This is a genomic window from Acetatifactor sp. (genome assembly GCF_982438285.1).
The window spans coordinates 1-7019 of record NZ_CEWDFQ010000159.1 but is presented as its reverse complement, the minus strand read 5'-3'; the positions used below and the strand labels follow the sequence as shown (position 1 = coordinate 7019).

Here is a 7019-nt window from a genome sequence, read left to right as displayed (position 1 = left end):
ATGGTACAGTGTGCCCTTGGGGCAGGACTTACAGCCTATCTTTTTTTGATGCTTTTGGCTGTAGGGATGCTTGGCCTGGTACAGGCATTTCAGCATAACATAAATAAGAAGGGAAATCTGAAAATTCCTGTCCCCTTTCTGCCGTATATTACCGTATCTCTTTGGCCGACGCTTTTTCTTGTATATTTATTCAAACATAGTTGATTTTTTCCCAGAAAGGTGATATATTAATCCAGATTCAAAGTATGTTTCAGGAGGAGGATGTAATTATGAAAAAAATAATTGCCATGACCCTTGCTGCGGTAATGTGCGCAGCGGCACTTACGGCCTGCGGCAGCGACGCTGCAAATGCAGACGTGCAGAGCACTGTTTCAGAGACGCAGAGCGCGTCCACTGAAGGCGCTTCTACAGAGGCACAGCAGACCCAGGAGGCTTCTGAGGAAAGTGCTTCCACAGAGGCAGAGACTGCAGACGGTGACAATGTTCTGATTGTAGGAACCAATGCCGAGTTCCCGCCCTTTGAGTATGTGGGGGATGACGGAGAACCCGACGGCTTTGATATTGCGCTGATTAAGGCGGTCGGCGAGAAGCTGGGTATGGAGGTACAGGTGGAGAACATGGAGTTTAACTCTCTGATTGCTTCCATCGGCACTAAGATTGACGCAGTCATCGCAGGCATGACCGTGACAGAAGAGCGCGCGGCTGCAGTGGATTTTTCCGACACCTATTATGAGGCTGTACAGTCTGTGATTGTTCCTGCAGATTCTGATATTAAGGCGGCTGCGGATCTGGAGAACAAGACCATCGGCGTTCAGCTGGACACTACCGGCAACTTTATTGCAGACGAAATTCCCGGAGCTACGGTGCAGGCTTATAATAAGGGCGCTGATGCGGTAAACGATCTGATCAACGGAAGAGTGGACGCTGTCATCATTGATACCAATCCGGCACAGGTGTTTGCACAGCAGTTCGAGGGAGAGCTGGTTGCACTGGACGGTGCGGACTTTGATTTTGAGGCGGAGTACTATGCAATTGCCCTTCCCAAGGGAAGCGATCTGGTGGAAAAGGTAAATCAGGCCATTGCCGATCTGAAGGCAGACGGCACCTTTGACGCTCTGGTGGCACAGTATATCGGCGAAGTGGAATAGTTATTTTGTATAAATAAACAAATTTCGCACATTTTGGAGGATAATGGTTGTACCGTTATCCTCTTTTTGGTATGATAGATATCATGATATCTATATCTATCACGACAAAAGAAAGAAGAGGATTCTGAGCTATGGAATGGTTAAATTCTGTCTGGCTGAAGATTGAGGCCGCCTTTATCACGGGAGACAGGTGGAAGCTGTATGTGAGTGGTCTTGGAATCACCATGGAGGTGGCTTTTTTTGCGGCTATCATCGGCGTGGTGATAGGCACTGTGGTGGCGTTTATGAAGCTGTCACGCAGAAAAAACGGCAAGCCCACCATATTGACCCATATTGCGGGAATTTACATTGACATTATCAGAGGTACGCCCTCTGTCCTGCAGCTGATGATCATGTGGTTCGTGGTACTGGCAAGCTGCAAGAACGGAATTCTGGTGGCCAGCATCACCTTCGGGATTAACTCCGGGGCTTATGTGGCAGAGATTGTCAGGGCCGGGATTCTGGCGGTGGATAAGGGGCAGACGGAGGCAGGCCGTTCCCTGGGGCTGAACAATTTTCAGACCATGCGCTATATTGTCATACCCCAGGCGTTTAAAAATGTGCTTCCTCCTCTGGGAAACGAGTTTATCGTGCTGATCAAGGAGACGGCCATTGTAGGTTATGTGGGGCTCAGCGATCTGACCCGTGTATCCAATCAGGTGGGCTCCAGGCTGTTTGACTCCTTTACGCCACTGGTGGGCGCGGCGATCGTCTATTTTATCATTATTAAAATATTGACCAAGCTGCTGGAAAAACTGGAGAGGAGGCTGCGAAAAAGTGATAACCGTTAAGAATCTGCATAAAAAATTTGAGGACAACCATGTTTTGCGAGGAATCAACTATGAGATACAGCAAGGGGAAAAGATCGTGGTCATAGGCCCCTCCGGATCGGGGAAAAGCACCTTTTTACGGTGTCTGAACCTGCTTGAGACGCCCACAAGCGGAGAGATATGGTTTGATGGACAAAACATTACCGATCCAAAGACAGATATCAACAAGGTGAGAGAGCACATGGGTATGGTGTTTCAGCACTTTAATCTGTTCAATAACCTTACCATCATGGACAATATCACTCTTGCGCCTATAAAGCTAAAGCTGATGAAGCCCGAGGAGGCGAAGGAAAATGCGCTGAAGCTGCTTAACCGGGTGGGACTTTCCGAGAAGGCTGACGCCTATCCCAGCTCTTTGAGCGGCGGGCAGAAGCAGAGAATTGCCATTGTCCGTTCTCTGGCCATGAGCCCAAAGGTGATGCTGTTTGACGAGCCTACCTCCGCCCTTGACCCGGAAATGGTGGGAGAGGTTTTGGAGGTTATGAGAGAGCTGGCAGAAAGCGGCATGACCATGGTGGTGGTGACCCACGAGATGGGATTTGCCAGAGAGGTGGGAACCAAGGTAGTGTTTATGGATCAGGGGAATATCGTGGAGGAAAATACCCCGGCTCAGTTTTTTGCAAATCCGAAGAGTCCCAGACTGCAGGAGTTTCTTTCCAAAGTGCTGTAGGAGCGAGGACTCTGCAAAGGTGAAAGGACAGGGCAATGATAACCATTTCATTATGTATGATTGTAAAAAATGAAGAGAAGGTACTGGCGCGGTGCCTGGACAGCGTTGCGGATCTGGTGGATGAAATTATTATTGTGGACACAGGCTCCAGTGACAGTACAAAAGAAATTGCAGCCCGGTATACCGGGCTGCTTTACGACTTTCTGTGGACGGATGATTTCAGTGCGGCCAGGAATTATGCCTTTTCCAAGGCCACTAAGGAATATATTTATTCTGCGGATGCGGACGAGGTACTGTCGGAGGAAAACAGAGAGCGCTTCCGGATATTGAAGGAAACACTGCTTCCTGAGATTGAAATTGTCCAGATGAAATATGGGAATCAGCTTCAGTATGGCACAGTTTATAATTTCGATGAGGAATACCGTCCCAAGCTTTTTAAAAGACAGCGGGAATTTGTGTGGGAGGAGCCAATCCATGAACAGATACGGCTGGCTCCTGTTTTGTACGACAGCAATATTGTGATCACCCATATGCCCCAGCAGAATCATGCCGGACGTGATCTTGCAAATTTCAGGAAGCAGACTGCAGCCGGCAGGCGGCTTTCCAGAAGACTGCACAATCTGTATGCCAGAGAGCTTTATCTGTCCGGTGGGAGAGCGGATTTTCTGCAGGCGGCGGATTTCTTCCAAAAATCTGCAGCAGATGTGAACAGAAGCAAAGAGGAGCTGGTGGAGGCATGCTGTGTTGCGGCCAGAGCGGCCAGGATTTCAGGGGATGTGGGGGCTTTCCTGAAGTATACGTCAAAGGTCATTGCAGGGGAGGGCTGCTCGGAAATCTGCTGCGAGCTGGGGCAGTTTCATGAGGAGCGAAAGGACTATGAAGAGGCTGCAGTCTGGTATTACAATGCGGTCTATGAGACCGCACCGGCGTTAAGCATTGCCTGTGGGGACAGAGAGGGCCTTAAGGGGCTGATCCGCTGCTATGAGGCCCTTGGAAACAGGGAGCAGGCCGAAGCTTACCAAAAAGAGCTTGCAGCATTGGAGGAAGGATAAGAGTATGGAAAACAGAAAGTGGGAAGAGAATATAAGAAGGGTGATCCCCTATGTGGCGGGGGAGCAGCCAAACAAGGCAGGGATGATAAAGCTGAACACCAATGAGTGTCCCTATCCACCCTCGCCGCGGGTGGAAATGGCGGCAAAAGAGCTGGATTTCCAGGCCCTTCGTCTGTATCCTGATCCTGACAGCAGACTGCTTACCCGGGCTTTGGCGGAGTACTACCATGTGGAGCCGGAGCAGGTCTTTGCGGGGGTGGGCTCAGACGACGTGCTGTCTATGGCGTTTATGACCTTTTTTAACGGCCAAAAGCCCATTTTATTCCCGGATGTCACCTATTCCTTTTACGATGTGTGGGCTGGCCTCCATCACATACCCTATGAAACCTGCCCGCTGGATGAAAAATGGCATATCAGGCCAGAGGATTATAGGCGGCCAAATGGAGGCGTGATTTTCCCCAATCCAAACGCACCTACGGGACTTTGCGAAAGCTTGGATACGGTGGAAGAGATTGTGCGGGATAACAGGGACTGTGTAGTGATTGTGGATGAGGCTTATATTGACTTTGGGGGAGAGAGTGCGCTGCCCTTGTTAAAGAAGTATGATAATCTCTTTGTGGTGCAGACCTTCTCAAAATCCCGCGCCATGGCAGGAATGCGCATCGGCTTTGGCATCGGGAATGAGCGCTTGGTGAAATATTTGAACGATGTAAAGTTTTCCTTTAACTCCTATACCTTGAATCTTCCCGCACAGGTGCTGGGGGCGGAAGCGGTAAGAGACGAAAAATATTTTCGGGATACCACAGACAGGATTATTGCCACCAGGGAAAGGGTGAAGCAAAGGCTGGCAGAGTTAGGCTTTACTTTTCCGGACTCTATGGCAAACTTTATTTTTGCGTCCCACAAGAGCATACCGGCGGGTGAGATTTTTCAGGCGCTGCGTGAGAGAGATATTTATGTGCGGTATTGGAATAAACCTAGAATTAACAATTATCTTCGGATCACCATAGGAACAGATGAGGAGATGGATGCTCTTCTTGCCTTTTTGGAGAACTTTATTGCCGGAAAGGGGTGCAGGTAGTGGAGAGAAATGACGGTATTTATGGAGATTTTGCCGCTGTATATGACAGGTTTATGGACAATACTCCCTATGGGGAATGGTGTCTTGTACTGACGCAGCTGATAGAAAAATACGGTGTGTCGAAGCCTAAGCGGGAGAGTGAGGGACTGCTGGAGGCAGAACGAAATCTGGTGGTGGATCTGGGCTGCGGCACAGGAACGCTGACAGAGCTGCTTTATGAAAAGGGCTATGACATGATCGGTGTGGACAGCTCCCAGGACATGCTCAATATTGCCTTGGAAAAGCGGGAAATGAGCGGTTCGGAGATCTTATATTTACAGCAGGACATGCGAGAACTGGAGCTGTATTCTACGGTGGGAACCGTAATCAGCGTCTGTGACTCCCTGAATTATATTTTGGAGGAGGAAGAGCTTCTGGCGGTCTTTTCTCTGATAAACAATTATCTTTATCCCGGGGGCATTTTTATCTTTGATTTCAACACAGCCTATAAATACCGAGAGGTGATCGGGGATACGGTGATTGCGGAAAACAGAGAGGACTGCAGCTTTATATGGGAAAATTTCTACGACCCTGAGGAGGAGATCAACGAGTATGATCTCACTGTATTTGTGCGGGAGGAGGAAGAGCTGTTCCGCAGATTTACAGAGACCCATTTTCAGCGGGGCTATACCAAGGAGCAGATAAAAGCCCTGGTGGAAAAGGCGGGAATGACGCTGGTAGAAATGTTTGACGGGGACACCAGGGGGGCGGTGACTGCTATGAGCCAGAGAATCTGCGTGGTTGCCAGAGAACGGGGAAAGGAGCAATGAAAATGTCTGATTATATCGTGAGAGCTTCGGCTGCAGACGCCCAGATCCGCGCTTTTGCCTGCACGGCAAGAGAGGTGGCGGAGACGGCCAGAAGGGCCCATAATACAAGCCCCGTGGTAACGGCGGCTCTGGGACGGCTTTTGAGCGCCGGGGCAATGATGGGCGTTATGCTGAAGGGAGAACAGGATATTTTAACGCTGCAGATCAGTGGGGACGGTCCGGCGGGAGGGCTTACTGTAACTGCAGATTCCCATGGAAATGTAAAGGGCTATGCCAACGTGCCGGATGTAATTCTTCCTGCAAATGCCGTGGGGAAGCTGGATGTGGCGGGAGCCATAGGAAAGGGAAGCCTGCGGGTCATAAAGGATATGGGATTAAAGGAGCCCTATGTGGGACAGACTCTTTTACAGACGGGCGAGATTGCGGAGGATTTGACCTATTATTTTGCAGCCTCCGAGCAGGTGCCCTCCAGCGTGGGGCTGGGTGTGCTGATGGAGAGAGACAACACTGTGAAGCAGGCGGGCGGCTTTATCGTGCAGCTGATGCCCTTTGCAGAGGAAGGAGTGATCAGCAGACTGGAAGAGAATCTGAGCTGCATCACATCAGTGACCGCTCTTTTGGAGGCAGGAAATACCCCAGAACAGATTCTCGGACAGCTTCTTGCGGGATTAAACATGGAGATCACAGATACCATTCCCACAGCGTTTGTGTGCAGCTGCAGCAAAGAGCGTGTGGAAAAGGCTTTGATCAGCATCGGAAAAGAGGAGCTTAAGGACATGATTGAGGAAGGAAAAGAAATAGAGGTCAACTGCCATTTCTGCAATCGAAATTACTGCTTTAGCGTAGAGGAGTTAAAGCGGCTGTATGAAAGGGCTCGCTGAGAGGAGGGGAAAAGGCATGCAACAGGGATTTATCAAGACGGCGGCGGTCACTCCTAAGATCAGGGTGGCGGACCCGTCGTATAATGCCCAGGTAATTTTGGAAAAGCTGGAGGAGGCCTGGGAGCATGGGGCCAGGATCATTGTGTTTCCTGAACTGTGTCTTACCGGATACACCTGCGGCGACTTGTTTTTACAGCAAAAGCTGTTGGAGGAGGCCAAGAGACAGCTTCTTTTGATTGCGAATGCCACAGAGGGAAAGGACGCTCTTGTGACGGTGGGGCTTCCCCTGGAAAGGGACGGCAGGCTTTATAATGTGGCTGCGGTGCTGCAGGACGGAGCCATTCTGGGAATGGTGCCTAAATCCAATATACCAAGCTATGCCGAATTTTACGAGGGGAGGCATTTTTCCCAGGGAAACGCTCAGGTGGTCAGCTATTATCTGGAGGGGGAGGAAATTCCCTTTGGAACCAATCTTCTGTTTGAATGTATGAATCTGCCCGGGCTTACCG

The 7019-nt window shown here is 50.0% G+C and carries 8 protein-coding genes; all 8 read left to right on the top strand.

The window, feature by feature from the left end; all coding sequences use genetic code 11:
* Window positions 1-269 precede the first annotated feature (269 nt).
* Complete coding sequence (locus tag AC1WIP_RS09090) at window positions 270-1148, top strand: basic amino acid ABC transporter substrate-binding protein (RefSeq protein WP_481141541.1); 879 nt, start codon at window positions 270-272, stop codon at window positions 1146-1148.
* A 131-nt stretch (window positions 1149-1279) separates the two neighbouring features.
* The gene (locus tag AC1WIP_RS09085; protein WP_318704432.1) at window positions 1280-1978 is read left to right on the top strand and encodes an amino acid ABC transporter permease; all 699 of its coding nucleotides are present in this window, start codon (window positions 1280-1282) and stop codon (window positions 1976-1978) included.
* Complete coding sequence (locus AC1WIP_RS09080) at window positions 1965-2687, top strand: amino acid ABC transporter ATP-binding protein (RefSeq protein ID WP_481141540.1); 723 nt, start codon at window positions 1965-1967, stop codon at window positions 2685-2687. Before AC1WIP_RS09085 ends, AC1WIP_RS09080 begins: the two co-directional genes overlap by 14 nt.
* Before the next feature lie 35 nt (window positions 2688-2722).
* Window positions 2723-3739, top strand: a complete 1017-nt coding sequence (locus tag AC1WIP_RS09075) for a glycosyltransferase family 2 protein (protein WP_481141539.1) — start codon at window positions 2723-2725, stop codon at window positions 3737-3739.
* Window positions 3740-3743: 4 nt separating this feature from the next.
* Window positions 3744-4820, top strand: coding sequence for a histidinol-phosphate transaminase (hisC, locus tag AC1WIP_RS09070; protein ID WP_481141538.1), 1077 nt, complete (start codon window positions 3744-3746; stop codon window positions 4818-4820).
* 53 nt (window positions 4821-4873) lie between these two features.
* Entirely contained in the window at window positions 4874-5629 is a 756-nt protein-coding gene (locus AC1WIP_RS09065; RefSeq protein WP_481141542.1) for a class I SAM-dependent DNA methyltransferase, read from the top strand.
* 2 nt (window positions 5630-5631) lie between these two features.
* The gene (gene hslO, locus AC1WIP_RS09060) at window positions 5632-6510 is read left to right on the top strand and encodes an Hsp33 family molecular chaperone HslO (protein WP_481141537.1); all 879 of its coding nucleotides are present in this window, start codon (window positions 5632-5634) and stop codon (window positions 6508-6510) included.
* Between the two features lie 16 nt (window positions 6511-6526).
* Window positions 6527-7019, top strand: a 493-nt coding sequence (locus AC1WIP_RS09055; protein ID WP_481141536.1) for a nitrilase-related carbon-nitrogen hydrolase, incomplete at its 3' end; no start/stop codon positions are given.